Origin of the sequence: Burkholderia sp. Bp9090, assembly GCF_003857985.1 — a bacterium.
Lineage (GTDB): Bacteria > Pseudomonadota > Gammaproteobacteria > Burkholderiales > Burkholderiaceae > Burkholderia.
Map to the genome: position 1 here is coordinate 1 of NZ_QTPV01000069.1, position 26,563 is coordinate 26,563.

26 protein-coding genes are annotated in these 26,563 nt (G+C 66.9%); 12 read left to right on the top strand and 14 right to left on the bottom strand.

Going from position 1 to position 26,563, the window contains the following annotated elements:
- Positions 1–134 precede the first annotated feature (134 nt).
- On the bottom strand, positions 135–1,925 hold the full coding sequence (locus tag DIE16_RS34825) for an acyl-CoA dehydrogenase (RefSeq protein ID WP_124489169.1): 1,791 nt from the start codon (positions 1,923–1,925) through the stop codon (positions 135–137).
- Between the two features lie 468 nt (positions 1,926–2,393).
- On the opposite strand from DIE16_RS34825, the gene DIE16_RS34830 reads away from it, so the two are divergent.
- From DIE16_RS34830 to pntB, 3 genes are all read left to right on the top strand, one after another.
- The gene (locus DIE16_RS34830; RefSeq protein ID WP_124489170.1) at positions 2,394–2,984 is read left to right on the top strand and encodes a dimethylsulfonioproprionate lyase family protein; all 591 of its coding nucleotides are present in this window, start codon (positions 2,394–2,396) and stop codon (positions 2,982–2,984) included.
- Positions 2,985–3,610: 626 nt separating this feature from the next.
- Positions 3,611–5,215, top strand: a complete 1,605-nt coding sequence (locus tag DIE16_RS34835) for a Re/Si-specific NAD(P)(+) transhydrogenase subunit alpha (protein WP_124489171.1) — start codon at positions 3,611–3,613, stop codon at positions 5,213–5,215.
- A 13-nt stretch (positions 5,216–5,228) separates the two neighbouring features.
- A complete protein-coding gene (gene pntB / locus DIE16_RS34840) occupies positions 5,229–6,644 on the top strand; it encodes a Re/Si-specific NAD(P)(+) transhydrogenase subunit beta (protein WP_124489172.1) in 1,416 nt (471 codons plus the stop codon).
- Between the two features lie 129 nt (positions 6,645–6,773).
- Here pntB and DIE16_RS34845 read toward each other — a convergent pair whose 3' ends face one another.
- The 11 genes from DIE16_RS34845 to DIE16_RS34895 form a co-directional block, all read right to left on the bottom strand.
- Positions 6,774–7,211, bottom strand: a complete 438-nt coding sequence (locus DIE16_RS34845; protein ID WP_124489173.1) for an Lrp/AsnC family transcriptional regulator — start codon at positions 7,209–7,211, stop codon at positions 6,774–6,776.
- Positions 7,208–8,137: a homocysteine S-methyltransferase family protein gene (locus DIE16_RS34850; RefSeq protein WP_124489174.1), complete on the bottom strand. Its 930-nt coding sequence runs from the start codon at positions 8,135–8,137 to the stop codon at positions 7,208–7,210. Before DIE16_RS34850 ends, DIE16_RS34845 begins: the two co-directional genes overlap by 4 nt.
- A gap of 104 nt (positions 8,138–8,241) precedes the next feature.
- The gene (locus DIE16_RS34855; RefSeq protein WP_124489175.1) at positions 8,242–9,411 is read right to left on the bottom strand and encodes a PLP-dependent aspartate aminotransferase family protein; all 1,170 of its coding nucleotides are present in this window, start codon (positions 9,409–9,411) and stop codon (positions 8,242–8,244) included.
- A 44-nt stretch (positions 9,412–9,455) separates the two neighbouring features.
- Complete coding sequence (locus DIE16_RS34860) at positions 9,456–10,151, bottom strand: ABC transporter permease (RefSeq protein WP_124489176.1); 696 nt, start codon at positions 10,149–10,151, stop codon at positions 9,456–9,458.
- A 13-nt stretch (positions 10,152–10,164) separates the two neighbouring features.
- Positions 10,165–10,842 (bottom strand): ABC transporter permease, encoded by a 678-nt coding sequence (locus tag DIE16_RS34865; protein WP_124489177.1) that lies wholly within the window; start codon positions 10,840–10,842, stop codon positions 10,165–10,167.
- Between the two features lie 72 nt (positions 10,843–10,914).
- Positions 10,915–11,694, bottom strand: a complete 780-nt coding sequence (locus DIE16_RS34870; protein ID WP_124489178.1) for a transporter substrate-binding domain-containing protein — start codon at positions 11,692–11,694, stop codon at positions 10,915–10,917.
- 31 nt (positions 11,695–11,725) lie between these two features.
- Complete coding sequence (locus DIE16_RS34875) at positions 11,726–12,523, bottom strand: ABC transporter ATP-binding protein (RefSeq protein ID WP_124489179.1); 798 nt, start codon at positions 12,521–12,523, stop codon at positions 11,726–11,728.
- A gap of 80 nt (positions 12,524–12,603) precedes the next feature.
- Positions 12,604–14,034: an aldehyde dehydrogenase family protein gene (locus tag DIE16_RS34880; RefSeq protein WP_124489180.1), complete on the bottom strand. Its 1,431-nt coding sequence runs from the start codon at positions 14,032–14,034 to the stop codon at positions 12,604–12,606.
- Entirely contained in the window at positions 14,031–15,110 is a 1,080-nt protein-coding gene (locus DIE16_RS34885; RefSeq protein ID WP_124489181.1) for a homoserine dehydrogenase, read from the bottom strand. Before DIE16_RS34885 ends, DIE16_RS34880 begins: the two co-directional genes overlap by 4 nt.
- 150 nt (positions 15,111–15,260) lie before the next feature.
- Complete coding sequence (locus DIE16_RS34890) at positions 15,261–15,758, bottom strand: Lrp/AsnC family transcriptional regulator (RefSeq protein ID WP_044848452.1); 498 nt, start codon at positions 15,756–15,758, stop codon at positions 15,261–15,263.
- Positions 15,759–15,789: 31 nt separating this feature from the next.
- Positions 15,790–16,263, bottom strand: a complete 474-nt coding sequence (locus DIE16_RS34895; protein WP_260434512.1) for a hypothetical protein — start codon at positions 16,261–16,263, stop codon at positions 15,790–15,792.
- A gap of 81 nt (positions 16,264–16,344) precedes the next feature.
- On the opposite strand from DIE16_RS34895, the gene DIE16_RS37380 reads away from it, so the two are divergent.
- Positions 16,345–16,722, top strand: a complete 378-nt coding sequence (locus DIE16_RS37380; RefSeq protein ID WP_260427379.1) for a hypothetical protein — start codon at positions 16,345–16,347, stop codon at positions 16,720–16,722.
- Here the strand turns inward: DIE16_RS37380 and DIE16_RS34905 are convergent.
- Positions 16,698–17,618, bottom strand: a complete 921-nt coding sequence (locus DIE16_RS34905) for a LysR family transcriptional regulator (RefSeq protein WP_044848491.1) — start codon at positions 17,616–17,618, stop codon at positions 16,698–16,700. The genes DIE16_RS37380 and DIE16_RS34905 overlap by 25 nt on opposite strands.
- 132 nt (positions 17,619–17,750) lie before the next feature.
- On the opposite strand from DIE16_RS34905, the gene DIE16_RS34910 reads away from it, so the two are divergent.
- From DIE16_RS34910 to DIE16_RS34945, 8 genes are all read left to right on the top strand, one after another.
- Positions 17,751–18,701, top strand: coding sequence for a ketopantoate reductase family protein (locus tag DIE16_RS34910; protein WP_124489184.1), 951 nt, complete (start codon positions 17,751–17,753; stop codon positions 18,699–18,701).
- Positions 18,698–19,090, top strand: coding sequence for a VOC family protein (locus DIE16_RS34915; protein ID WP_044848449.1), 393 nt, complete (start codon positions 18,698–18,700; stop codon positions 19,088–19,090). The genes DIE16_RS34910 and DIE16_RS34915 overlap by 4 nt, the downstream gene beginning before the upstream one ends.
- 2 nt (positions 19,091–19,092) lie before the next feature.
- Entirely contained in the window at positions 19,093–19,551 is a 459-nt protein-coding gene (locus DIE16_RS34920; RefSeq protein ID WP_124489185.1) for a MaoC family dehydratase, read from the top strand.
- Positions 19,551–20,771: a CaiB/BaiF CoA-transferase family protein gene (locus DIE16_RS34925; protein WP_124894316.1), complete on the top strand. Its 1,221-nt coding sequence runs from the start codon at positions 19,551–19,553 to the stop codon at positions 20,769–20,771. Before DIE16_RS34920 ends, DIE16_RS34925 begins: the two co-directional genes overlap by 1 nt.
- Positions 20,771–21,604, top strand: coding sequence for a shikimate dehydrogenase (gene aroE / locus DIE16_RS34930; RefSeq protein WP_124489186.1), 834 nt, complete (start codon positions 20,771–20,773; stop codon positions 21,602–21,604). Before DIE16_RS34925 ends, aroE begins: the two co-directional genes overlap by 1 nt.
- Before the next feature lie 19 nt (positions 21,605–21,623).
- Positions 21,624–22,067, top strand: a complete 444-nt coding sequence (gene aroQ, locus DIE16_RS34935; protein ID WP_124523927.1) for a type II 3-dehydroquinate dehydratase — start codon at positions 21,624–21,626, stop codon at positions 22,065–22,067.
- A gap of 207 nt (positions 22,068–22,274) precedes the next feature.
- Positions 22,275–23,702, top strand: a complete 1,428-nt coding sequence (locus DIE16_RS34940) for an MFS transporter (protein ID WP_124894317.1) — start codon at positions 22,275–22,277, stop codon at positions 23,700–23,702.
- Positions 23,703–23,838: 136 nt separating this feature from the next.
- On the top strand, positions 23,839–25,083 hold the full coding sequence (locus DIE16_RS34945) for an MFS transporter (RefSeq protein ID WP_124894318.1): 1,245 nt from the start codon (positions 23,839–23,841) through the stop codon (positions 25,081–25,083).
- 264 nt (positions 25,084–25,347) lie between these two features.
- Here DIE16_RS34945 and DIE16_RS34950 read toward each other — a convergent pair.
- Positions 25,348–26,563: AraC family transcriptional regulator (locus DIE16_RS34950; RefSeq protein ID WP_409364477.1), on the bottom strand; the 1,216-nt coding region annotated here is incomplete at its 5' end.

Sequence of the window (26,563 nt, forward strand, 5' to 3'; positions counted from 1 at the left end):
TCGCGGCCGACAGCCCGGCCGGGCCGCCGCCGACGATCACGACGTCGTATTCCATCGATTCGCGCGGGCCGTATTGCGCGAGCAAGTCCTGTGTGGTCAAAATCCTGTCTCCTCCTGCGCCCCGACCGTTACGGTCAGAACTGGTCTTCCGTCAACGCGAGCACGCTCTCGTTGCCCTTCGCGCCGACGATCGACGCTTCGAGCCCGCCTGCCTGCACGAGGACGTGTTCCGCATAGCATTGTGCGATCGCGATCTTCGCATCGAAGAACGCCGTGTCGCTCGCGCGGTTCGCGTGCGCCGCCAGCAGCGCACGCGCCATCTGCCATCCGCACAGCACGACGCCCGCCAGCTTCAGATACGGCACGCTGCCCGCGAACACCGCGTTCGGGTCCTGCTTCACGTTCGCGACCACGTAGTCCACCACCGTCGACAGCGCGCGCGCGCCCTTCTCCAGCTGCGCCTTCATCGACGCGGCCGCCGCGCCGTCGACCTTGCCGAGCGCCGCGACGGTGTCGCCGATCTCCGCGATCAGCGCCTTCGCCACCGCGCCGCCGTCGCGCATCGTCTTGCGGCCGACCAGGTCGTTCGCCTGGATCGCGGTCGTGCCTTCGTAGATCGCCAGGATCCGCGCGTCGCGGTAGTACTGCGCGGCGCCGGTTTCCTCGATGAAGCCCATCCCGCCGTGCACCTGCACGCCGAGGCTAGCCACGTCGTTCACCATCTCCGTGCTCCAGCCCTTCACGACCGGCACCAGATATTCGTAGATTGCCTGATGACGCGTGCGCGTCGCCTCGTCCGAATGGCGGTGGGCAATGTCGCTGTGCGCGGCCGCGACATACGCGAGCGCCCGCGCGCCCTCGGTCAGCGCGCGCATCGTGCCGAGCATGCGGCGCACGTCCGGGTGATGGATGATTGTCACCGACTGCTTGGCCGACCCGTCGACCGGGCGGCTCTGCACGCGCTCCTTCGCGAATTCCGCGGCCTTTCGGTAGGCACGGTCGGCCACGCCGATCCCCTGCATCCCGACGCCGAAGCGCGCGGCGTTCATCATGATGAACATGTATTCGAGGCCGCGATTCTCCTCGCCGACGAGGTAGCCGGTCGCACCGCCGTTGTCGCCGTACTGCAGCACCGCGGTCGGGCTCGCCTTGATCCCGAGCTTGTGCTCGATCGACACGCAGTGCACGTCGTTGCGCGCGCCGAGCGAGCCGTCTTCGTTGACCAGGAACTTCGGCACGATGAACAGCGAAATGCCCTTCACGCCTTCCGGCGCGTTCGGCGTGCGCGCGAGCACCAGGTGGACGATGTTGTCCGCCATGTCGTGCTCGCCCCACGTGATGAAGATCTTGGTGCCGAACACCTTGTACGTGCCGTCGCCCTGCGGCTCGGCGCGCGAGCGCACCAGCGCCAGGTCCGAACCGGCCTGCGGCTCGGTCAGGTTCATCGTGCCGGTCCATTCGCCCGAGATCAGCTTCGGCACGTAGCGCTGCTTCTGTTCGTCGGTGCCGGCCGTCAGCAGCGCCTCGATCGCGCCGTCGGTGAGCAGCGGGCACAGCGCGAACGACAGGTTCGCCGCGTTCAGCATCTCGATGCACGGCGTCGCGATCAGCTTCGGCAGCCCCTGGCCGTCGTATTCGGCCGGATGCTGCAGACCTTGCCAGCCGCCTTCGACGAACTGGCGGAATGCGGCGCCGAAACCCGGCGTCGCGGTCACGACGCCATCCTTCCAGCTGCTCGGGTTGCGGTCGCCCTCGACGTTCAGCGGCGCCAGCACCTCGTCGCAGAATTTCGCGGATTCGTCGAGCACGGCCTGCGCCGTGTCGTAGCCGGCGTCCTCGAAACCCGGCAACTGCGCAACGGTGTCGATGCCCGCGAGTTCCTTCAGCACGAACAGCATGTCCTTGACAGGGGCGTTATAGCTCATGGTCGATGTTCCAAATCAGGCGGTGAATGAGGCGCGCGGCCCGGGCGGCTGCGGCAAAACCGGCCAGCGCCAGGCGACGTCGTGGCCCATCGTAATGCCGCGCCGGCGGTTTTCCATTGTCATATCCGGCCCACATGGTGACAAAACCGGCCACGCGATGCGCAGGGCGATGGCGGAAACGGGCGTCCGGGCGGGGCGGTTCGGGTGCCGTTTCCAGCATAAACGATGCGCAATCGGCGTGCCGGCCGGACGGGCCGGGCGGTGGCTCGAACGACCGCCGAAGCCGAAAACCGGGAGACGATCATGGACATCGCCGAAGGATGCCGGCCTGAGCGCGTGCGACGGCAACCGCGCCGAGCACATGGCGGCCGGCGCCAAATCGGCCGCCCTTTTTCGCTGCCCGGGCCGGCACGTTTCTGCATAGACTTTCGTCTCATCAAGCCAGCGAGCACCGGAGCACAGACCAGCATGAGTGAACGCCCGAAGCACATCGCGGATTTCGTCCGGATCGCCGGCGAACTGTTCCAGTCGGACCGGCTTCCCCCCGCCGCGCGCGCATTCGCGCCGAAAGTATTCGCGCGGCTGCAGACGCCGTCGGACAACGGAACGCGGCTCGCGGAGCGCTACCCCGCCTGCGCATGGCTCGCCCCGGCGCTCGAGTCGGTCGCGCACGTCAGCCCGACCTTCGCCACGGTTGCACGGCTGATCGGGTCGCTCGAACCCGTGGTCGGATGGTCGCGTCGCACGTCGGGCAAGGACGGCAGCCCCAACTACATCGACGGGCACGCGAACGCGATGATCTGCGGGCCCGGCGGCGCGGAGAGCCGCGACGACATTCAGCTCGGCTTCTCGCTGATGATGCCCGGCGTCAGATATCCGGATCATGGTCACGCGCCGGAGGAAGCGTACGTGCTGTTGACCGCCGGTGAATTCCGGCAGCAGAACGGCGAATGGTTCGATCCCGGTATCGGTGGCGGCATCCACAACCCGCCCGGCGCGCTGCATGCGATGCGCGCCGGCGATACGCCGTTCCTCGCGATATGGTGCCTGCTGAATTGATCCGACGATCGTCACGATGCGCTGACGGGTCCGCCTGCGGTGAGCGCCCGGTCATTGACCTACCGGTCGGTCCGGATTGCTTCAAACCACTGTTGAACGGTACCCAGGCGTTTCGCGATCGGCCCGATCATGCCGGCATGCGTGTAAGCGAAACGATTCGACGCCTGCCCGAATCTCCAGCTTCCGTGTACGCCGACGAAATCATCCGAAGGAAGGCGAGCCGACCGGGCAACGAGCGGCGAGATCATCGACCGAAAGCCGGCCATGGGAACCGGCGAAGGACGCCGGTCATGGGAAGCCCGTGCAGCCCACAGCGCGGCGGCCGGCTCACGCGGCAGCGCCGCTGCGGCGGAAGCAGCGGTCCGACCGCATCGTCAACCTCCATTCGGTCGACGCGATATCGCCCGCGCGTGGATAAAACGCAACAGCACGGCAGAAGACGCGTTCGACGATTTTGTGTCCTCGATGGCGCCTTTGTTATCGGGCATACTCTATTCGCGCCCAGCGAACGGTCGTTCCATTTTTAATGCGAACCCTCGCGCGAGCCACTAAATACGCACATGATTCTGTTACCTTGACGCACCGGCCCGAGCGCTTCGCGATGGCCATCACCCATCTTTCACACTATGACATTACAGATTGGGGTTCCTCTGGAGACAGCCACCGGCGAACGGCGCGTTGCGACCGTTCCCGAGGTGGTCGAGAAACTGATCAAGCTGGGGTTTTCGGTGGCCGTCCAAAGCGGCGCCGGTGCCGGCGCGAACTTTGACGACGACACGTACCGCGCGGCCGGCGCGAGCATCGCCGCCACGGCGGCCGAGCTCTGGTCCGGCAGCGACATCGTGCTCAAGGTGCGCCCGCCGAGCGCCGACGAAGTCGCGCTGATGCGCGAAGGCGGCGCGCTGATCGGCTTCGTGTGGCCCGCGCAGAATCCCGAGCTGATGCAGCAGCTGGCCGCGAAGCGCGCCACCGTGCTGGCGATCGACTCGCTGCCGCGCACGCTGTCGCGCGCGCAGAAGATGGACGCGCTCACGTCGATGGCCGGCATCAGCGGCTATCGCGCGGTGATCGAGGCCGCGCATGCGTTCGGCCGCTTCCTGAACGGCCAGGTCACGGCGGCCGGCAAGATCCCGCCGGCGAAGGTGTTCATCGCCGGCGCCGGGGTGGCCGGTCTGGCCGCGATCGGCACGGCCGCGAGCCTCGGTGCGATCGTGCGCGCGAACGACACGCGCGCCGAGGTCGCCGATCAGGTCAAGTCGCTAGGCGGCGAATTCGTCAAGGTCGACTACGAAGAGGAAGGCTCGGGCGGCGGCGGCTACGCGAAGGTGATGAGCGAGGGCTTCCAGCAGGCACAGCGCGCGATGTATGCGCAGCAGGCCAAGGACGCCGACATCATCATCACGACCGCGCTGATCCCCGGCAAGCCGGCGCCGAAGCTCATCACCGCCGAGATGGTGCAGTCGATGAAGCCCGGCAGCGTGATCGTCGACATGGCCGCCGAACAGGGCGGCAACTGCGAACTCACGGTGCCCGGCGAAGCCGTGGTGCGCCACGGCGTGACCATCGTCGGCTATACCGATCTCGCGTCGCGCCTGTCGCGGCAGTCGTCGACGCTCTATGCGACCAATCTGCTGCGCGTGATCGAGGAGCTGTGCAAGGCCAAGGACGGCACGATCAACGTCGACTTCGACGACGACGCGATCCGCGGCCTCACCGTCATCAAGGAAGGCAATGTCACGTGGCCGCCGCCGCCGATCAAGCAGGCGGCCGTCGCGCCCAAGCCACCGGCTGCCGCACCCGCGGCAGCCGCCGCGCCGGCGAAGTCCAAGGGCCACGGCCACAGCGGCGAGCCGATGTCGGCCAAGGCGCTCGCGATCGTGTTCGCGATCGGCGCGCTGGCGTTCCTGCTGGTCGGCCAGTTCGCGCCGGCGAGCTTCCTGTCGCACTTCACGGTGTTCGTGCTCGCGTGCTTCGTCGGCTACATGGTGATCTGGAACGTCACGCCGTCGCTGCACACGCCGCTGATGAGCGTGACCAACGCGATCTCGTCGATCATCGCGATCGGCGCGCTCGTGCAGGTCGCACCGCCCCTCGGTGAGCTGGCCAACGCCGGCGATCGCCCGTCCGGGCTGATCCTCGGTCTCGCGGTCGGCGCGCTCACGCTCACGGCCGTCAACATGTTCGGCGGCTTCGCGGTCACGCGCCGCATGCTGGCGATGTTCCGCAAATAAGGGGACGACAATAATGACTTCCAACCTGACCACCGTCTCCTATATCGGCGCCGCGATCCTGTTCATCCTGAGCCTCGGCGGCCTCGCGAACCCCGAAACCGCGCGCCGCGGCAACCTGCTCGGCATGATCGGCATGCTGATCGCCGTGCTGGCCACCGTGGCCGGGCCGCGCGTGTCGGCCGCGGGCATTCCGTACGTGATCGCCGCGCTCGTCGTCGGCGGCGCGGTCGGCCTGTACGCGGCGAAGAAGGTGCAGATGACGCAGATGCCGGAACTGGTCGCGCTGATGCACAGCCTGGTCGGTCTCGCGGCCTGCCTCGTCGGCTTCGCGAGCTACATCGACACGTCGCTGCAGTTCACCGGCGCCGAGAAGGCGATCCACGAAGTGGAAATTTATGTCGGCATCCTGATCGGTGCCGTCACCTTCGCGGGCTCGATCATCGCGTTCGGCAAGCTGTCGGGCAAGATCGGCGGCAAGCCGCTGCTGCTGCCGGCACGGCACTGGCTGAACCTGGCCGCGCTGCTGATCGTGATCTACTACGGTCGCGCGTTCCTGCATGCGGAAAGCATCCAGGACGGCATGCTGCCGCTCGTCGTGATGACCGTGATCTCGCTGCTGTTCGGCGTGCACATGGTGATGGCGATCGGCGGCGCGGACATGCCGGTCGTGGTGTCGATGCTCAACAGCTACTCGGGGTGGGCGGCAGCCGCCACCGGCTTCATGCTCGGCAACGACCTGCTGATCGTGATCGGCGCGCTGGTGGGCTCGTCGGGTGCGATCCTGTCGTACATCATGTGCCGCGCGATGAACCGCAACTTCATCAGCGTGATCGCGGGCGGCTTCGGCAGCGGCGCGGGCGCACCGGCGGCAGCCGGCGGCGGCGCCGCGCAGCCGGCCGGTGAAGCGGTCGCGGTGAGCGCGGCGGAGACGGCCGAGCTGCTGCGCGAAGCGAAGCGCGTGATCATCGTGCCCGGCTACGGGATGGCCGTCGCACAGGCCCAGCACACAGTGTTCGAGCTGACGAAGCTGCTGCGCGAGAAGGGTGTCGACGTGCGTTTCGCGATCCACCCGGTCGCGGGCCGCATGCCGGGGCACATGAACGTGCTGCTGGCCGAAGCGAAGGTGCCGTACGACATCGTGCTGGAGATGGACGAGATCAACGGCGACTTCCCCGAGGCCGACGTGTCGATGGTGATCGGCGCGAACGACATCGTGAACCCGGCCGCGCAGGACGACCCGTCGAGCCCGATCGCCGGCATGCCGGTGCTGGAAGTGTGGAAGGCGAAGACGTCGATCGTGATGAAGCGCAGCATGGCGTCCGGCTATGCGGGCGTCGACAATCCGCTGTTCTACAAGGACAACAACCGCATGTTGTTCGGCGATGCGAAGTCGATGCTCAATGAAATCTTCGGCGCACTGAAAGCCTGAGTACGGCCACGCGCGCGGAGCGGCAGCAAGCCGCTCCAGCGCCGCGTGGCTTCGATACGCCGTCGCGGACGCCGAACCGGACGACGCGCAGCCTCCCCCGCCTGCCCTTTTCCCGTTGCGCCGGTTCAGTCAGCGCTTGTGGACGACGGAATCGAGCACGAAACTGGTCGTCATGTTTTGCACGCCATCCAGCGCGCTGATCGTTGCCCAGATGTCGCTGATACGCTCGTGCGTGGCCGCCTCGATCTGCACCAGCAAATCGACCTCGCCGCTGAGGACCGCGCAATCGCGCACTTCGGCGATCCGCTCGAGTGCGGCGAGCACGTCCGCGCCGCGCATCCGGTCCCGGCGATACACGAGCATCACGGCGCGCACCGGCACGACATCGTCGGGCAACGCGAGCCGCACCGTATAGCCCGCAATGATGTTCAGCGCTTCGAGCCGGTCGATCCGGTTGCGGACCGCCTGCCTGGACAGACCGATCCGGTCGGCCAATACCGCGAGCGGTATCCGCGCATCGACACACAATGCGTCGATGATCTTCTGGTCCAGGCCGTCGATCTTCATTGGCCGAACCCGGTGTGCGCGGCGCCGCGCGCATCGACCGCGTCGCGCAATGCCGCGATGTGGCCGGGGCCGATGCCGCAACACCCGCCGACGATCCGCGCGCCCAGGCCAAGCCACTGCTCCGCCCATCTTGCATAGCCGGGCGGATCGACGTCGCCGCGCAGGCCGTCGAGTTCCTCGTTCGCGCGCGCATCGGCGCGCTGAGGCGGAAACGCGTTCGCATAGGCGCCGATCGCGAGCGACGTTCCGGTGTTCGCGAGCGTGCGCTGCACCGTCTCGATCGCCGCACCCATCACCTCCGGCTGGCTGCAGTTGAACAGCAGCGCGGTCGCGCGCGCGGACACGGCGGCGTCGATCGCTTCGTCGAGCGTCTGTCCCGATCGCAGTACCGGCGTGGCGCCTGCGTCGACGTCGTCACGCAGCGTGAACGAGACCCAGAGCGGCTTCGGATTCGCACCTAGCGCACGCCGGACCGCGCCGATCTCGTCGGTCAGGCTCTGCGTCTCGGCCAGCCACAGGTCGACGTAGGGATCGAGCCCGTCGACGAGCGTCGCCAGGATCGCATCCGCGCGCGCCGCGTCGAACAGGTCGGGTCGGTAGGAACCGCCGGTCGGCGGAAGCGATCCCGCGACGCGCACGGGCCGCGCTGCGCGGTCCGCCGCTTGCCGCGCGAGTTGTCCGGCAAGTGCCGCGAGCGCGACACCGTCGCGACGGAACCGCGCTTCGCCGATATGGAACGGCACGACCGCATAGCTGTTCGCGGTGATCACGTCGGCACCCGCCGCGATGAACGCGTCGTGCGCAAGGCTGACGTAATGCGGCGCTTCCATCAGCGCGAGTGCCGACCATTCCGGCTGCCTGAACGGCGCCCCCATGCGCGCCAGTTCGCGCCCCATGCCGCCGTCGAGTACCGTGATGTCTTGCATAGTCCATGCTCCGTCGTTGCAATCCGCGCAGCTCGTGCCCGCATCGATTCAAAGGCCGGTGCGACGCGCGTGGGGCGTCGACCGAGCGTGCGCGCGGGTCCGTGTCAGATCTGCGCCAATGCTTGCGCGATATCGCTTTTCAGGTCGTCGATGTGCTCGATGCCGACCGAATAGCGGATGAAATTGAGCGGGATGTCGGCAGCGCGCATTTGCTCCGCCGACATCGTGCCCGCCCACATCGATGCCGTATGGATCGCGAGCGAATCGACGCCGCCGAGATTGCCTGCATTCAGCGGCAGGCGCAGCGCCTCGACGAAGCGCTGCGCTTCGCCGTAGCTTCCCCGCACGCCGAACGCGACCACGCCGCCGAAACCGCGCATCTGCCGGCACGCGAGCCCATGCTGCGGATGGCTGCGCAGGCCCGGATAGAACACGCGCTCGATCTTCGCGTGCGCTTCGAGGAATTCGGCGAGCGCCTGAGCGTTCGCATTGATCCGCTCGACGCGCATCGGCAGCGTGCGCAGCCCGCGCAGCAGCAGCCACGCGTCCATCGGCGACAGCACCGACCCGAGCGTGATGTGCGTATGCCAGATCTGCTCGGCGAGCACGCGGCTCGTGCAGATCACGCCGCCCGTCAGGTCGTGATGGCCGCCCAGATACTTGGTCGCGCTGTGCACGACGATGTCGACACCGAGCCGGTGCGGCTGCTGGTTGATCGGCGACGCGAACGTGTTGTCCGCGAGCGTGAGGATGCCGCGGGCTCTGGCGATCTCGGTCACCGCGGCGATGTCGGTCACGAGCAGCAGCGGATTGACCGGCGACTCGAGCACGATCAGCCGTGTGTTCGGCCGGATCGCGCGATCGAACGCGGCCACGTCGGTCTGGTCGACGAACGTCACCTCGACGCCGAACCGGCGCAGCATGTCGTCGAGCAGCTTCGTGGTGCTCATGTAATGACGCGTCTGGCCGACGACGTGATCGCCGGCCTTCACGACACTGAGAATCGCGGTCGCGATCGCGCCCATGCCGGATGCCGTGACAAGCGCGGTCTCGGTGCCCTCGAGCTCCGCCATGACCGCCTTCACGCGCTCGTGAACCGGATTGCCGTAGCGCGTGTAGTTGCGCGGATGCTGCGGCACGCTCGACATCTCCGCGAATTCCTCGCTGCCGGCTGCCTTGAACACCGCCGAATAGTGGATCGCAGGCGCGACCGACTTCTCGTCGGTCACGTCGCGGTCCGCAGCGAGCGCCAGCGTTTCAAGCTTGTATCCCATGTCGTCCTCGGATCGTTCGTTGTGTCGCGTTCATGCGGCGCCCGTCAGGCACGCACGCCGCCCAGATGGCGATTCAGCAGACCTTCGACGCGCTTGAGCACGGTCGAAAGCACCGCCGTGATACCGACGTAGACGATGCCGGCCAGCATCAGCGCGTCGGTCGTATAGGTTTCGATGGAGATGCGTCGCGCGACACCGGTGAGGTCGAGCACGGTGATCGTGCTGGCAAGCGCGGTCGATTTCAGCTGCAGCACGATCTCGTTGCCGAGCGTCGGCGCGACGATGCCGATCGCGCGCGGCACGATCACGAACCAGGTGAGCATGAAGCGGCTCATCCCGAACGCGAGCGCGGCCTCCTTCTCGCCAGCGGGAACGCCTGCGATCCCGCCGCGGATGTCTTCGGCCATGTAGGCCGCGAGATTGAGCGTCAGCGCGCACAACGCACACGAGAACGATCCGCCGACCAGCAGCCACAGAGGCGATGCACGCACGATCGAGAACTGCGCGAGCCCGTAATACAGCACGAAAATCTGCACCAGCAGCGGCGTGCCGCGAAACACCGACATGAACAGCCGGCTCGGTGTCGACAGCCAGCGGCACGCCGACGTGCGCGCGACCGCCAGCGGCACCGCGAGCGCGAACGCCAGGGTGCACGACAGCACCAGCAGCTCGAGCGTGATCCAGATGCCGCGCGCGACGTCCGGGCCGGACTGCGCGATGAGGGAAACAAAGTCGTTCATCAGATGGCCCTCCTCAGGTGCGTTTTGCGTAACCGCGGCCCGCGCTGCGCTCGAGCCACGCGAACACGGGGTTTGACGCGGCGAGAAAGCCGAAATAGACGACTCCGACCGCCACGTAGAAGACGAACGGCTGCTTGGTGAACTGCGCGGCGATGTTGGCCTTGCGCAACATGTCCTCGAGCCCGACGATCGACACCAGCGACGTGTCCTTCAGCAGGTTCTGCCACATGTTGTTCAGGCTCGGCAGGCAGATGCGCCACGCCTGCGGCAGCCGCACGTACCACAGCGTCTGCAGGCGTGTCATCCCGTACGCGCGCGCGGCCTCGATCTGTCCGGCCGGCACCGCGCTGAACGCGCCGCGGAACATCTCCGACGAGTACGCGCCGAACACCACGGCGAGCGCGATCACGCCGGCTGAGAACGGGCTGATGACAACGGCGCCATCGAATTGCGCGTTGAGAAAATGCGACAGCCCGAAGTAGCAGATCAACAGGATCAGGAACTCGGGAATGCCGCGCAGGAAATTGGTCAGCGCATAGGTCGCATGCCTGAGCCACCCGAGGCTCGACAGTTTTGCCGATGCACCGGCGATGCCGAGCAGCATGCCGACGCACAGCGCGGCGACCGCCAGCTCCAGCGTGACGAGCGCGCCAGCCGCGATCTGCGCGCCGTAGTTCACCAGGATATCCATCGTAATGTCGCTCCGTGTAAGACCGGAATCGCGCGGGCCGCCGTCCGGCGCCCGCGCGGTCCCGCTGCGCGGTTATTGCGGCGCGATGCTGAACGGGAAATAGCGCTTGTTGGCCGCGGCGAACGTGCCGTCCGCCTGCACCTGCGCGATGCCCTTGTCGAACAGCGCCTTCAGCGGCGCGTCGCCCTTGCGCACCGCGATCGCCGTACCGTCGCCGAAGATCTCCGCATCGGCGATCGGCTTGCCGACGAAGTCGAAGCCTGCCTTCCTGCCGGCCTTCGTCAGCCAGTCGTACGCGACCGTGTTGTCGGCGAATACCGCATCCACGCGCCCGGCCTCGAGATCGAGCCAGGCCTCGTCGAGCGTCTGATAGACCTTCACGTCGATTCCCGACTTGCTCGCCGGCAGGCGGCGGCGCAGATAGGATTCGTGCGTCGAGGCCGTCTGAACGCCGATCGTCTTGCCGCGCAGCGTGGCGGCGTTGTCCGTGATGCCGGAGCCCTGCTTCGCGACGAGCTGCACGGGCGCCGTCGTGACGATGCGCGTGAAGTCCACCGACTGTTCGCGCTCCGGCGTCTTCGACATTTGCGCGAGCACCGCATCGATCTGCTTCGCCTTGAGTGCCGGAATCAGCGCGTCGAAATCCATCGTCACCCACTGGCACTTGACCTTCATCGTGTCGCACATCTTCTTGCCGATGTCGATCTCCATGCCCTGCAGCTTGCCGGAGGCATCCTTGTATTCGAACGGCGCGTAATCGGCGAGCGTGCCGACCCGCACGACCTGCTCGGCCTGCGCGACCGATCCGAGCAATGCCGCGCCCACGCACAGCGACTGAAGCAGCTTTTTCATGGTTTCCTCTCCGGTTGGCATTGAATCCGCATCAAATGATGCTGGACAGAAACTTCTGGAACCGCGGCGATTTCTGGTTCGCGAACACCTCGTCAGGACTGCCGTCTTCCTCGATTCGTCCCTGGTGGACGAACACGACGCGGTTCGCGACCTCGCGCGCGAACCCCATCTCGTGCGTGACGACGAGCATCGTGCGTCCCTCGTCGGCCAGCGAGCGCATCACTTTCAACACTTCGCCGACGAGTTCCGGATCGAGCGCCGACGTCGGCTCGTCGAACAGCATCACGTCGGGGTCGGTCGCGAGCGCACGTGCAATCGCGACGCGCTGCTGCTGGCCGCCCGACAGCTGGTTCGGATAGTGTTCGCACTTGCCGGCGAGCCCGACCCGTTCGAGCATCGCGATCGCCTTGTCGCGGGCGTCGCGCTTCGGCACGCCGAGCACGCGCACCGGCACGAACATCACGTTCTGCAGCACGGTCATGTGCGCCCACAGATTGAACTGCTGGAACACCATCGCGAGCCTGCGGCGCACGCGCATCACCTGCCGCGCGTCGGCCGCGACGAGCGCGCCGTCGCGGCCCGCCTGTTTCAGCGCGAGCGTTTCGCCGTTCACGCAGATCCGGCCGCGGTCGGGCATTTCCAGCAGGTTGATGCACCTGAGGAACGTACTCTTGCCCGACCCGCTGCTGCCGAGGATCGACACGACCTCGTGATTCTTCGCGGTCAACGAGATGCCCTTGAGCACCTCGACACCGCCGAACGACTTGTGAATATCCTCGACCACCAGCGCGTCCGCCGCCGGTTTGCATGCAGGAATTGCTGCTGGCATCCTCGACTCCCTCCTCGATACGTTGCTCACACCGCTGCGGTTCGCGCCGCGCCGGCCAGTCAGGCGCCGGCGCTCGCGCATCAGCCCGACAGCCGCCGGTTGCGCCTGAAGCAGACCACCTTCGGCTGCGTCATGTCCGTCATCGCGAACCGAACGCCTTCGCGGCCCAGCGACCCATGCTTGAATCCGCCGAACGGCATGCCGTCGAAGCGGTAATCGGACGAATCGTTGATCATCACGCCGCCCGCCTGCAGGCGCTCGGCCGCACCGAGCGCCACCTCCAGGCGGTTGGTGAACACGCCTGCATGCAGGCAGCTTTCCGACGCGTTGGCCGCGTCGAGCGCCTGCTGCAGGTCGGTGAATTTCTCGATCGTCACGACCGGCGCGAATACCTCGTCGGTCCAGACACGCGCGTCGTGCGGCACATCCGCGAGCACCGTCGGTTCATACAGCGCCCCGCGTCGCCGATGGCCGGTCAGCACCGTCGCACCGCCCGACACGGCTTCGGCGACCCACTGCTCGATGCGGATCGCCTGCTCCTCGCCGATCATCGGCCCCATGTCGGTCGCATCGTCCAGCGGATCGCCGACGACCATCCTGCCGGTCAGTTCGACGAAATACCGCACGAACGGCTCGTACGCGGCCTCGGCGACGAAGATCCGCTGCGTGCCGATGCAGTTCTGTCCCGCCGCCCAGAACGCGCCCGACACGCACGATTCGGCGGCATCCTTCAGGTCGCAGTCGGCCATGACGATCACCGGCGCATTGCCGCCCAGGTCCATCGCGATCTTCTTGAGTCCCGCATCGCGCGTGATGGCCTCGCCGGTCTGCGGGCCACCGGTAAAGGTCACCATCCGGATCCGCCGGTCGCGCACCAGCGCGGACGCGAGATCCGCGCCGCCGTGCACGATCTGCAGCGCGGCGCGCGGCGCACCGGCTTCCCACAGGACCTCGACGAGCGCCTGTGCGGACAGCGGCGCGAGCAACGAGGGCTTCAGGATGACCGCATTGCCGGTCGCGAGCGCCGGCCCGAGCTTGTGTGCGACGAGGTTCAGCGGGTCGTTGAAGGGCGTGATCGCGAGAATCACGCCCAGCGGCTCCAGCGTGTAGTAGCCGCTGCGATCCTCCGAGCCGGGATACCCGTCGAACGGGATCGTCTCGCCGTTGAGTCGTTTCGCTTCCTCGCCCGACAGGCGCAGCGTGTTCACGCAGCGCGCGACTTCCTTGCGGGCCTGCCGCAGCGGCTTGCCCGCCTCCAGCGCGATCGTGCGTGCGAATGTCTCCGCTTGTGCCTCCACGCTCGAGGCCGCGCGAAACAGGAGGTCGGCCCGCTGGCTGCGCGACATGGTTGCGGCCGCGCGCGCGCCGTCGAGCGCGCGCTCGACGAGGAGCGGCGCCGCATCGGCTCGCGACAGACGAACCTGGCCGACGATCGAGCCGTCATACGGCGACCGCACATCGGCCACGCCGGCTCCCGTGCAGTCGCTCATCACCGCATCGCGCGCGCTCATGCGGCCACCTCGTGCGAGCCCGCGCCAATCCGGTCCGCCAGTTCGATCAGGTCGGAGAGGATCGCGAACGCCGTTTCCTCGCGCCCGGCACCCGGCCCGCTGATCGTCACGCCACCGAGCACGTCGGTGTCGAACGTGATCGCGTTCGTCACGCCGCTCGCGGCCAGCAGCGGATGGCCGGCCGGCAGCTTGCGCGGTTCGACGCTCGCGCTAACGGTGCCGTCCGGATGGCGGGTGGCAGAGCCGATCAACCGCCAGGACATGCGCTCCGCCGCCGCCGCGCGCACGTCGTGCTCGGTCAATTCCACGATGCCGCGGCACGTCACGTCGGCGCGCTCGAGGCCGGCATTCCACAGTGCGTTCGCCAGAATGACGACCTTCAGCTGTACGTCCGAACCGTTGACGTCGGCCGCCGGGTTCGCCTCCGCATAGCCGCGCTGCTGCGCATCCCGGATCGCCGCATCGAAGCTCGCACCGGCCTCGACCTCGCCGAGCACGTAGTTCGACGTGCCGTTCAGGATGCCGGCGAAGCCGCGGATGTCGCAGCCGCGCAGCGAGGTCGCGAGCTGCCGCAGCACCGGCGTGCCGCTCATCACCGTGCCCTCGTACATCACGCACGCGCCCGATTGCGCGGCGATCCGCGCCAGTGCCGGCTGCGCGAGCGCGATCGGCCCCTTGTTGGTCGTGATCACGTGCTTGCCGCATTCGAGCGCGGTACGGCAATGCGACAGCGCGGGCTCACCGGTGGTCGGATCGGTGAAGGTCGCCTCGATGACGACGTCCACGTGTTCCGACGCGATGGCCTTCAGCACCGCACCGAGGCCGACGTCCGGCGACACCAGCGTGCCGGGATCGCGACGCAGCGCTTCGGCATCGACGCCCCGCCGGGCGGTTTCGTCGAGGACGTCCAGCGCGATACCGCGAGGATTCGTCGCGATCCCGAGCCGCAGGTCGGCGACCATCGTCACCGATACGTCGAGTCCCGCCGCACCCAGCATCGCGCGCTTCTTCTTGAGCAGTTCGACCAGTCCCTGATTGACTCCGCCGAAACCGACCAGTGCCAGTTTGAGTTCCATCTCGATCATCTCCTGTTCATTGACCACACGACACAGGTTAGTTATGCGAATCGATTTTCAAATTATGCGTTTCGCCCGATTCAAGCCGTCACCCGTTGCGATTCGTCATGCGGGACGGACGGATCGCCCGTCCCGCGCGAAACCAGTCCGTCAGGCGGCCGGCGGTTCGTCGTCGCCGTCCTTGTCGACCGGCACGAACAGCCCGACCTTGACCGCGCTCAGCACGACATTCGTGTTGATCCGGCGGATCATCGGATTGCTCTGCATGATCCGCGCGGACAGCCGGTCGTACGCCTCGACGTCGCGTGCGGTGATGATCGCGATCAGGTCGGCTGAGCCGGTCACGTAGTAGATCTGCTGGATCTCGTCGTGCGCCTTCGACCACTCGCGGAACCTGGCGACCGTCTCGTAGTTTTCGCGTTCGATCTCGATTGCGGCGATGAACGTCATCGGCCGGCCGACCGCCGCGCGATCGACCACCGCGATTTCCGCCGAAATGATCTTTTCGGTGCGCATGCGCTTCAGCCGCTTTTGCACGGCCGACGTGGACAGGCCGATCCGTTCGGCGATGGCATCCGCGGTCGCGCTGCAATCGCGCTGGACGATATTCAGGATCTTGCGGTCGAAGGAGTCGAGTGCGTCGGTCATCGCGTGGTCAGCCGGAGAACGGGTGCTTGCGTCAAAGATAGAAAGGGCGGGCCGATCTGAGCCCGACCAGATGCCGGACACGGTCGAACGCGGTGACGAGCGTTTCGCGCCACTGCGCCGCCGGCCCGCAGATACATGCGGGCGCGAAATGGATCGTATCCACACCCGCGGGAATTCGGAACGGACGCTCGATGCCATCGTCCGATTCGGTCACGAGTGCGGTGCCGTCGACTTCGGTCAGGCTCATCAGCAGATGGGCGGGTGCAGTCGCACCCAGCAGGTCGCGCAGAGGCGACTCCTTCGCGGACAACTGTTCGAGCAGCGGCAACTCGTACGCGCCGGGCCACCAGGTGTCGTGCTCGTCGAGCCACGGGCCGACGCCCGGCATGCCGACCATCTCGAGGATCCGGTTCGCACCGAGATGCGCATAGGCGCGACACCGGCCGGCTCCGTCGGTCGACGAGCGCGCCAGCCAGCCGCCGGCGCTCGGGACAGGGTCCGTCAACGCGACGTTCGCGGGCTTCAGTCGGCCGAGCGTTTCGGCCGTGCCTGCGGCGGATCGGTGCCCTTCGCAGAACCTCGGTGCATGATCCGGGACGATCCTGCACACCCATTTGGGACCACCCTGCAAGGCGGCGGGGACGTCGCCGCCCCGGACTTGAGCGGCTCGCCTGCGGGCGTGTTCGACGATGACGATTGGCGTGTCCGGCATACGACTCTCTTGTGCTTGCTGGGCCGCGTCGCAGCGATGCTGGCGCGCTTCATGGATCGGCCGACGGTGTTGGGGCTGGAGAAATCATATCGCCTCGATGCGACTGAAAAAATCTCAACCGCGCCGAACCTCGACGTAAAACGTCGAAAAACACTCCTTGCCGGACGTTTCGCATCCAATCGAGCGCCAGCCGGTCCGCCGGCCATCACGGCCGCCGAACCCGCAAGTCAATGCGATGCACCGAACAGCTGAATCACGACGCCGCGCAGCCAGCGGTTGCCGGCCTCATGGTGATATCGCGCATGCCAATGCTGCCGTACCGCAAACCCGTCGACCGGGATCGGACACGCATGAACCGCCAGATCGCTCGCCTGGGCCAGTGTCTGGCCGATATGACGCGGTAGCGTCGTGATCAGGTCGGTCGTCTGGACGATCGCCCCCAAGCCCAGGAAACCCGGCAACTCCAGCACGACGTCCCGCTCGATGCGCGCCTGCCGCAGCGCCTGTTCGAGGAGTTGCGCCCCGGTTCCCGCGGTAATGGCGACATGTCCTTCGGAACGATACTGCTTTGCCCCGAGGCGGCCGCGAATCCGCGGATGATGCCGGTTGGCCAGGCATACCCAGTCCTGGTCGTACAGCTTCTGCTGATAAATGCCGCCACCCAGCCACGGCACATAGCCGATCGCGAGATCGGCTTCGCCGGATTCGAGCGCGCGTTCCGTATTGCCGTCGATCCGCGCGGCTTCCAGCCGGACGCCGGGCGCCTGCGCCCGGACATGGGCCAGCAGCCTCGGAAGCAGCGTGATGTGGCTCGCGTCGGTCATGCAGATGCGAAAGCGTCGCTGGGCCGTCGCCGGATCGAACGCGATCTCCCATGCGGTGAAGCGCCGCAGGGATTCGAGAATTTCCCGGCATGGCCCGATCAGCGCGTCGGCTTGCGGCGTGGGCGCCATGCCGCCGGGTGTCCGGATGAAGAGCGGATCGTGCAGGTGTTCCCTCAAGTGCCCGAGCCAGATGCTGACCGTCGGCTGGCTCTGGCCCAGTTGCTCGGCGACGCGCGTGACGCTGCGCACGTCGTACAGGAGATCGAAAAGCTGAAGCAGCTTCAGGTCGGGCAGGTCGGCAGGCATCGTGGCGTTATTGTCCAGGGCAATGACGACATTGTATCCATTGCATTGTCGGCATGAGCGGCGACTCCTATCGTGATGCCATACGTCAGCTTTGCATGGGACCAGAGTAAGGCGCCAAAGCGCCAACTCTGGTCGACAAAGGAGAAGCCATTGAAAATAGCAATTCTGGGCGCCGGCGCACTGGGCTGCGCGATCGGCGCCACCCTCACCCAAGGCGGCCACGAGACCTGGCTGATCGACCGCTCGCCGGCACACGTCGATGCGATGCGCCGTGACGGCCTGCGCGTCGACGACGCGGGCGGCACCCGCCACGTACGCGTCCACGCGACGACCCAGGCTGCCGATGTCGGCGTGGCCGACCTGGTGGTGGTGCTGGTCAAGTCGTTCCACACCGACGCGGCCATCCGCGGCGCCCAATCGCTGGTGGGGCCGGATACCACCGTGCTGTCGCTGCAGAACGGCCTCGGACACGAAGACATCCTGATCGACGTCGTCGGCCGCGAGCGCGTCCTCGCGGGCAAGACCTACGTCGGTGGCGTGCTGCGCGGCGCGGGCCACATCGAATCCGGCGTGATCGGCAAATACACCTATATCGGCGAGCTCGACGGCCGCATCACGCCGCGCGTTCAGGCGATCGCCGCCGCGTTCGATGCCGCCGGCCTCGCCACGACGATCAGCGACAACATCGTCGGCACGATGTGGGACAAGCTGCTGGTGAACGTCGCGACGGGTGCGCTGACCGGCCTGACCGGCCTCACCTACGGGCAGCTTTACGACGAACCGCTGCTGAAGGCGACGTCGCTCGCGGCCGTCGCCGAGGCGATCGCGGCGGCGCAGGCGGCCGGCGTCAAGCTGTCGATGACCGATCCCGAGCAGGCCTGGACGCTCGCCGCCGAGGGGCTGCCGGCGTCCTTCAAGACGTCGATGCTGCAAAGCCTGGAGAAGGGCTCGATCACCGAAATCGACTTCATCAACGGTTCGGTCGTGCGCTGGGGGCAGCGCTACGGCGTGCCGACCCCGGTCAACGCAACGCTCGTCGCCTGCATCAAGGGGCTGGAACGCGCGATGGCCGACCGCCAACGGCAGGAGGCCGCCGCATGAATGCCACGAAAGCCTATCTCGAACACGTCGCGATCTGGGTCAAGGACATCCGCTGGCACATCCGCTTCTTCGAGGACGTGCTCGGCATGACCCTGCGCGAAGTGGACGGCACGCTCGACGCGCCGCGGCAGTACTGGACGCTCGGCGGCCTGCAGTTCATCCACGCGCCGGAACACGATGGCCCGGAAGGCCGGCTCGCGCATCTCGGCGTGATGTGCGAAGACCTGGAGGCCGCGCTGGCCGCGGCGCAACGCTTCGGCGTGACGGAGATGCCGCAAGGGCGCAACTGGCTTCGCCTGCCCGACGGGCTCGCCGTCGAACTGATCCAGGCCAGGCCGGCTTCCTGCGTCGCGCAGGCGCTGGCGATCAACCCGCGCGCGGAGGCATGACCATGACGATCGTCGAAAAATACTGGGACGACGCCCGCGAGGGCGACACGTGCACGAGCCCGAACTACACCGTGACCAAGGAGCGCATTCTCGCGTACGCCGACCTCACCGGCGACCATACGCCCGTCCACGTGGACGAGGAATACGCGAACGCGAGCCATTTCGGCTGCCTCGTCGCGCACGGCCTGTTCGGCCTGTCCATCGCCGACGGCCTGAAGACGCAGAGCGACTATCGCTTTCTGCCGGGCATGTCGCTCGGCTGGAGTTGGGATTTCCTGCTGCCGATCAAGGTCGGCGACGTGCTGCACGTGACGTTCCGCGTCGGCTCGATGCGGGCGAGCAAGAGTCGCCCGGGCTGGGGCATCGTCGTGCTGCCGTCGGAGCTGATCAATCAGGACGGTCAGGTCGTTCAACGCGGCGAGCATCGCCTGATGGTGCCGCGCCGCCCGGAGGCACTGTGATGCAGGCTCGCCCACTCGAAGGCATTCGCGTCGTCGACTACAGCCACTTCCTTGCCGGGCCGTACGTCGGGCGCTGTCTCGCGGCGCTCGGCGCCGAAGTCATCAAGGTCGAGCGCCCCGGCTCGGGGGACGCCGGACGCCGGCACGCGACCGTGCTCGACGACCAGCAAAGCGGCTACTTCCTGCAGCTCAACATGGGCAAGCGCGGCGTGAGCGTCAACATGAAGGACGCGCGCGGCAAGGCGTTCATGCAGCGGCTGTGCGACTCGGCCGACGTGTTCATCGAGAACTATCGGCCGGGCGCGCTGGACAAGCTCGGGCTCGGCTATGCCGAACTGTCCGCGCGCAATCCGGGTCTCGTCTACTGTTCGATTTCGGCGTACGGGCACACCGGTCCGGACGCGCATCGCGCGGGCTTCGGGCTGATCGCGGAAGCCAAGAGCGGCATCATGCAGATGGTCGGCACGCCCGGCGAGCGGCCGCCGCTGCTGCGCATCTCGCTCGGCGACATGTATACCGGCATTCATGCGGTCGCGGCCATCAACGCCGCGCTGCTCGGGCGCGTGAAGAGCGGCCGCGGGCAACACATCGACATGGCGCTGTACGACACGCTGGTATCGATGCACGAATACGCGGTGCAGTGCTACACGCTGCAGGGCGTGCTGCCCGAGCAGACCGGCCACGACATGCCGACCTCGACGCTCTACGGCGTATTCCGCGCCGCGGACGGCGATCTCGTGATCGCCGCGCAGGTCGACGACGCGTGGAAACGCTTCGCCGAGCTGATCGCGACGCACGGCGGCCCGGCGGAATTCGGCGCCGACACGCGGTTTCACGACAGCACCGGGCGCAACGCGCACCGCGCGGAGATTCTGTCGGTGGTCGAGCCGTGGGTGGCCGCGCGTTCCGTCGCGTCGGTACTGGAACTGCTCGACGGCATCGACGTTCCGTGCGCGAAGGTGCAGCGCATCGACGAGGTATTGAACGATCCGCAGATCCAGGCGCGAGGCATGGTCGTCGAGCAACAGCATCCGCGCTACGGGACGCTGCGCCTGCCCAACCTGCCGTTCCGGTTTTCCGATTGCGATACGACGATACGCGACGTCGCGCCCGATCTCGGGCAGCACAACGCGGAAGTCGCGCGCGCCCTCGGGTTCGATCCGGCCGAAATCGACGCGATGCAGGCCGACGGCGTCCTCTATTCAAAAGCGAGCCAATGATGACCGACCAGTACGCGGTGATCGGCAATCCGATCGGGCACACGAAATCCCCATTGATCCACGGCCTCTTCGCGCAGGAAACGCGCCAGGACCTCAGCTACACGGCGATCGAGGGGCCCGTCGAGCCGGCAGGCGCTTTCGCTGCCACGGTCCGTGCGTTTTTCGACGGCGGCGGCAAGGGCATCAACGTCACCGCGCCGTTCAAGCTCGACGCGTTCGCGATGTCGGACGAACGCAGCGAGCGGGCGCAGCTCGCGGGCGCGGCCAACGCGCTCAAGTTCGACGGCGGCCGCATCCTGGCCGACAACTTCGACGGCATCGGCCTGGTTCGCGATATCGAGGCGAACCTCAGGCTGCCGATGGCCGGCAAGCGTGTCCTGGTGCTCGGTGCGGGCGGCGCGGCACGCGGCGCGCTGTTGCCGTTCCTCGACGCCGGACCGGCTGAACTGGTCATCGCGAATCGCGACGTCGACAAGGCGCGTGCGTTGGTCGCGCAGGTCGCCGGACGCGGTCCGCTCGTTGCCGGCGGCTACGCGGACCTCGCACGCATGGGGCGTTTCGACCTGGTCGTCAATGCGACGTCGGCGAGCCTGACCGGCGACCTGCCGCCGGTCCCGCCGAGCGTGTTCAGTCCGGCCGGCACGGCCTACGAACTTGCCTACGGCAAGCGTCTGACGCCGTTTCTCCGGCTCGCGAAAAACGCCGGCGTACACGGCATTGCGGACGGCGTCGGCATGCTGGTCGAGCAGGCAGCCGAAGCGTTCGCGTGGTGGCGCGGCGTACGCCCGGAGACCAGCTCGGTGATCGATCGGCTGGCCGTGCCCTTTGATTGAACACGCGATGGAGATTCGCATGAAGAAGATCCTGATGCTGCATGGCATCAATCACAACATGTTCGGCAAGCGCGACCCGGCACAGTACGGGACGATCACGCTCGCGCAGATCGATGCGCGGCTGCAAGGGCTGGCGACCGAACTGGGTGTACAGGTGGAATCGTTCCAGACGAACAGCGAAGGCGCGATGTGCGAGCGCATTCATCGCGCTTTCGAGGAACGCCAGGATGCGGTGCTGATCAACGCCGGGGCATGGACGCATTACAGCTACGGCATTCGCGATGCCCTCGCCATCCTCACGTGCCCGATCGTCGAACTGCACATGTCCAACATTCATGCGCGCGAGCCGTTCCGGCATCACTCCGTGCTGGCTGAAATCGTCAGCGGGCAGATTTGCGGTTTCGGAGTCCAGAGCTATCTGCTGGCGCTGCGGGCCGCGGTCTCGGCGCTCGGCGACGCATAGGCCGATTCCCGCATCGGCCGCCGATGCGGGACCGACGCCCATGCGCAACCGTTCCCGGGTACACGGCGTGGCGCACCGCGCTGGTTCGCCGTGCGTCGGATCGACGGGCCCCGGTCAGGTCACACACCGGAGTCGCCACATCGGGCAGTGACGACTCCCCGCATCACCCGCGTTGCCCGGCACACATATCAATATCTGGAGACGACGATGACCACGACCTTGCGAGACGAGCCTCGCGGCAGGCACCAATCGAGAAAAGCCGCCATCAGCGGCTGGATCGGCTCGGTGCTCGAATACTACGATTTCTTCATCTACGCCACGGCATCGGCGCTGATCTTCCCGCAGATCTTCTTTCCGCACGGCAGCCCCACGACCGCTATCATCGCGTCGCTGGCCACTTACGGTGTCGGCTACGTGTCGCGCCCGATCGGCGCGTTCGTGCTCGGCCATCTCGGCGACACGCGCGGACGCAAAACCGTCCTGCTGTTCTGCATGTTCCTGATGGGCATCTCGACCGTCGGCGTTGGCCTGCTGCCGACCTATCAGCAAGCCGGGCTGATCGCGCCGGCCTTGCTGGTGACGCTTCGCCTGCTGCAAGGTTTCGCCGTGGCCGGCGAGATCACCGGCGCGAGTTCGATGATCCTGGAACACGCGCCGTTCGGTCGGCGCGGATACTTCGTCAGCTTCACGCTGCAGGGCGTGCAGGCGGGCCAGGTGCTGGCCGCCGCCGTGTTCCTGCCGCTCGCCTACTACATGCCGTCCGCGCAATTCGACAGCTGGGGCTGGCGCATTCCGTTCCTGCTGAGCGCGCTGGTCATCGTTGCGGGTTTGATCATTCGCCGTAAGGTCGACGAGTCGCCGGCCTTCGATGAAGCAGTACGCAACCAGGCGCAAGCCGGCTCGCCCGTCGCCGACGCTTTCCGGCATCACTTTCCCGACATGGTGCGCGTGGCCTGCATGTCGATGATGAACGTGATTCCGGTCGTCGCCACGATCTTCGGCGCAGCCTATGCGGTCCAGCCGGCGTATGGCATCGGCTTCCAGAAAGACATCTATCTCTGGATCACGGTGATGGGCAATATCGTTGCGATGATCGTGATTCCGTTCGTTGGCAACCTGTCCGACAAGGTCGGACGCCGGCCGCCGATCATCGTCGGCGCGCTGGCGGCCGGCCTGCTCGCGTTCGCCTACCTGTATGCGATCAGCATCCGCAACGTGCCGCTCGCGTTCGCGATGTCGATGCTCATGTGGGGGGTCGTGTACCAGGGCTACAACGCGGTATTTCCGTGCTTTTACCCGGAACTCTTCCCGACCCGCACGCGCGTCTCCGCGATGGCGATCGCGCAGAACCTCGGCACCGCGGCCACGGCGATGCTGCCCGCGCTGTTCACGGCGGTCGCGCCGCCCGGCGCACACCACGTCTGGCTGATCGTCGGCGGGATCGCGTTCGGCATCACCGTGGTTGCGTCGCTCGCAGCCGCGAGCGCACGCGAGACCCATCGTGTCCATATGAACGACCTGGGGCAAGCGAACGCTCGACCGGTCGACAAGGCAGAATACGACCGGCTGCGCGTCGCCGCGATGGCGCGCCATCGCGTCGTGCACGAACACGTGCCGGGATCGCTGGGCAGCTAGCCGGCGCTCGACGGGGCGTCGTGTCCGGCGCCCCGTCCGCCGGGCAGTTCCGGCTTGCTGCTGCACCCTCGCCGGCAGAGCGCACTTGCTTTGCCGCTGTCTTCACCCGATGCCTGATACCGTGCCGAAAACCGTCATGCCGGACACCACGCGCCCTGCCCGCCTGAACTTCGCGCTCATGTTGCCGCTTCTGCTGGCGGCCCAGCCGGTGGCGACCGACAGTTACCTGCCGGCGCTGCCTGAAATTGCCGCCACGCTGGGGTCCGCCAGTGTCAGCCTGACGGTTTTCGCATTGATATTCGGTATCGGGCAATTGCCGATGGGCAGTCTTGCCGACCGATACGGCCGCCGCCCCGTGCTACTGAGCGGCCTTGCGCTCTATACGCTGGCAGCGCTCGCGGCTGCGCTCGCGGCGAGCGCGGCGATGCTGGTCGCCGCTCGCGCGATGCAGGGCTTTGCGATGGCCGCGATCCTGGTATGCGCGCGCGCGACCGTGCGCGACCGGTATTCGGCAGCCGACGGCCCGTACGTGATGGCGCGCGGTTTCATGGGAATGGGGATGATGGCGTTCCTCGCGCCGATTCTCGGCGCGTATGTCACGCAGCAGGCCGGATGGCGATGGGTGCTCGCGGGGATGAGCCTGTATGCGTTCGGGCTGCTCGTCATGTGCTGGTACGGCTTCGAGGAAAGCTTCACCCGAGTGGCTTCGAGCCGGGGCTCGATCCGCGGCTCGATCCGCGACGTGCGCGAGATATTCGGCAATGCCTCGTTCAGGGTATGGGCGCTGCTGGCCGCCTCGACGTACACCGGCATGTTCTGCTTTCTGTTGCTGTCGCCCGCAATCTACATACGGCATCTCGGCCTGTCGCCCCAGCGATATGGCTGGATACCGGCGAGCGGTACGTTCGTCTATGTGCTGAGTACGTATGGCTGCCGCCTGTTGCTGCGACGTCAGAGCATGCTGCGAACGGTGCGACAAGGCGCAACGTTGAGCCTCTGCGGCGCGGTGATTCAGGCCTTGGGGTGTGCGCTGCTTCCCGGAAGCATCTGGCCGCTGCTCCTCGGGCATGGCGTGTATTGCCTCGGGCACGGCATCCATCAGCCCTGCGGTCAGGCAGGGGCGGTCAGCAGCCTGCCCCATCTGGCGGGCCGCGCGGTATCGTGGTCCGGCTTCATCATGATGTTCTTCGCTTTCAGCGTGGGACAGACGGCAGCGGTCTTCACCGATCCGCGCTATCAACTGGGCGCGTGGCCGATGGTGGTGCCGATGCTCGTCGTCGGCGTGACGCTGGTCACGATCGCGTTTGCGTGGCTGCCGACAATCATCCACACGACTTCGGTCGGCAGGCAATCCGGCGTATCGGCGAGTTCGAGCAGCTGACCGGGCCGCCGTGCTTGCGTGCGAAGCGCGCGGCCGATTCGCTCGCCCTGTCCGTCGAATGCGTCGCGCGCGATGTGACGCCGCCAGCTCGTGACCTCGAACGACGCGATGTGGAGAATCTTCGCGACGCGCTATTGCCGATACGAAAAGCAAAACGACACACCGCACGCATGCTGACGCCTGACGACGGGGAGCCGTCCATGGGAGCGCGCGAAGGATGCCGGTTATGGGAGCGTGATCGAAACCGGGTTTGAACAACCCGCGCTACGCGCGCCGCCGGTAAGTCCCCGGCGTACTCCCCGTCCAGTGGCGGAACGCGCGATGGAACGCGCTCGGATCGTCGAAGCCGATATCGGCGCCGATCGCCGCGATCGTGTCGAGCGTGTCGGTGAGCCGCTGGATCGCGATGTCGCGCCGCAGTTCGTCCTTGAGCGCCTGGAACGTCGTGCCTTCCGAGGCCAGGTGGCGGCTCAGCGTGCGCACCGAGCAATGCAGATGCTCGGCTGCCTGCTCGATCACCGGCAGGTCGGGCAGCGCCGCCGACAGGTATTGCCGCACGCGATGGCACACGAGCTGTTCGCTGAACGATTCGAAGATCCAGTCGCCGGGCGCGCGCGCGAGGAACTTGCGCAGGTTGCGCTTGCTCTGCCGGATCGGCGCGTCGAGGTAGTCGGCGCTGAAGCGCATCAGCGTGCGTTCGCAGTCGAACTGCACGGAGCCGGTGAAGAAGTACAGGTGCTCGACCGCATGGCGCGGCCGCGGGCACGCGAACTCGATCCGCAGCAGCGGGATCTTCTGCCCGATCAGCCAGGAACACACGCCGTGCACGAGCTTGAGCATCAGTTCCTGGCCGAGCGCGCCGATCGGGCCGACGGCCGGGTTCGGCCGCAGCAGCACCTGCGCGACGAGGCCGTCGCGCTTCGATTCGACGAAGAAGTCGTCGAGCAGGATATGGAAGAACTGGCCGAAACGGTGCAGCGCCGTTTCGAGGTTGCGCGCATCGAGCAGGCTCAGGCACAGGTACTTCAGCGTGCCGCCGCGCAGCGGGCGCGAGAAGATGCCGGGCATCTCGTCGTCGAGGTCGATCGCGAGCGTGCGGTACAGCGTCGAGAACTGCTCTTCCGTCACGCGCGCGTGCGGCTCGCCGAGCAACTCGAGCGGGATGCCGGCCCCGCGCAGGTAACGCTCGACCACGTCGCGCTGCGCGCCCGCGCTCGCCAGAAAGCCGTTGACGAGCGAAATCGGCACCGTCGCGCTCGGCGACGGCAGCGCCTGCCCGGGCCGGGCGGAAGGTGAGTCTGAACCGGTCATCGCGTCCCCGTCGGTCGAACCGCTCGCATTGTACTTGAGCGGCCCGGGCCGGGCTTTTGGGGCTTTTGGGGCTTTTGGGGCTTTTGGGGCTTTCTCGGCTCTCTCGGCTCTCTCGGCTCTCTCGGCTCTCTCGGCTTTCTCGGCTCTCTCGGCTCTCTCGGCTTTCTCG